Annotated in this window: 2 protein-coding genes; both read right to left on the reverse strand. The window is 45.8% G+C overall.

Features of this window, described 5'->3' with window-relative positions; genetic code table 11:
- Nucleotides 1–1142 (reverse strand): filamentous hemagglutinin N-terminal domain-containing protein (locus ACFIJL_RS09225; RefSeq protein ID WP_375624389.1); only part of this gene is annotated, 1142 nt, incomplete at its 3' end.
- A gap of 25 nt (nt 1143–1167) precedes the next feature.
- On the reverse strand, nt 1168–1845 hold a 678-nt coding region (locus tag ACFIJL_RS09230), incomplete at its 5' end, for a ShlB/FhaC/HecB family hemolysin secretion/activation protein (RefSeq protein WP_375624391.1).

The raw sequence follows: 1845 nt of genomic DNA on the forward strand, positions 1-1845 counted from the left end.
ATATTGCCCCCAGAGGTTGCCTTACCGGCAATCGATAAAAGCCCATCCTGCGCCTCTATCTTCAAATGACCATCAGCACCAACCGTTTCTAACGTCACATCCTTATGGGCGGCAATATCAATATGCTTTTTCGAGGTGATGTGTTTTGCCAATACGCTCTGGCTTTTCGATTTGAGGACAACACCCCCATGACCAAAAACATTCTTCAACGAGATTTTCCCGTCAGCAGAAAGATGCAACTGCCCCGCATTGGCGGCCATATCATGGCGCATACGAACCCCAACACCTTTTTCTGTTGCCACAAGTTTAATCTGATCCGCCTGTAGAGCCCCCAAAGCAGAACCATCTATCGCATATTCCGGTTTACCAGTAATATCAGTCAGTTCTTTCATCTCACGAGAAGCATAATCAAAGTGACCGGTCCCTGCTGTCACTCCAATTTCTCTGCCCGCAACAGCTCCTTCAAAATGCACTGTGCGTGAGACAATATCGACAATATCAACAGCCCCTTGGCCTGAGAAAAAATTGGCTCCCTTGGCGCCAAAAGTAATATCCCCACCTCGCACCTCAAAGCCTTTCAAAAAACCGCTCGCATCAATTTCGGGTACACCTGTAGTTAAGGTCGCATGGGGTGTATTGATAAAGCCACAACCATCACAACTTATCCCATTGGGATTGGCTATAATCACATCGGCTGGACTCCCAAAAACCTCTCCTGGACCATTCAAAGCACTGCGCTTGCTGCTGGTGACTTCATTTAAAATCACTTTCGCTGAACCCGTGAGGCGCAAATGCGGATTGCCCGGCATAATGCCCCCCAACTGCGATTGCCCCACTTCTTGCGCATGATTGTTCCAAATCACACCTGGATTTCCAATATTAAAATCGTTATATTTATTGTGTGATAAGCCCTTGCCATTGGGGGTGACAATATCAATGGAAGGAACCCCATTGGGCGCTGCGACTATATCTGGACGATGGGCGGCATTAGCGTTAGGATCCACAGTAATTTGTGCCTGTAACGCTGAAGGTGCTAACAAACAAGAAAAACCAAGTCCCCCAAATAAAACCTTTTTGAGCATCGTACTGGAGACTAAAACACCTAATAAAGCTGCTCTGTTTGCTCTCTTCTCATATCTCATACGTTAACTCCCCAATAAAAAATGCTTAAAGTTCCATTGTTAATGTCATAAAAAATGTTCCTGATTTTTTGTGCTTAACTGTGCTCCAAAAAATACTGGAATAACTGGCATCAAGAGAGACCATGCCTCCCGCAAGCTTGACACCTGCTGTCCAACCGGCAAGCTGGTCACTCTTAATCCCATACAAAGCTTGCGAAAACACACGCCCATAATCCAAACCAACATAAGGGCGAAGTTCACCAAAAACCTTTTTGAAGGTCGCGTGATTGCTCCACGGAATGGTGCGTAGCAACAAATCATTCCGGCTAAAAAAACCGTTATTGCCAAAAAGCAAACTCTCACGCGTGCCACGAACATTGGAAGCACCCCCCAACGAAATCTGCTCAGCACCCAATAAATTATGCGGTGAATATTGACCACTCAAAAGATTGCTCAGTATAAAGTTCAAGCTCCCTACCTTAAAAGGCGTCATGACACTAAGCGTACCAGTAAATTTGGCAAATTGTGGCTCCGCATCCCCTGCCCCTGGATCGTGCTTCTTGACAGAATGAAACAAGGGAAGACCTTGCAAATAACTCACATCAAAGGTCCATGTCCCACCCAACATCTGGCGCGAATGCGAAATCCCAAAATTGGCGACGCTATATTGACGGCTGCCCACTTCAATCTTATTGCCAAGAAGGTAATTGTTGGTTCTTTTATA

Source organism: Bartonella sp. TT119HLJHH (genome assembly GCF_042193385.1).
GTDB lineage: Bacteria > Pseudomonadota > Alphaproteobacteria > Rhizobiales > Rhizobiaceae > Bartonella.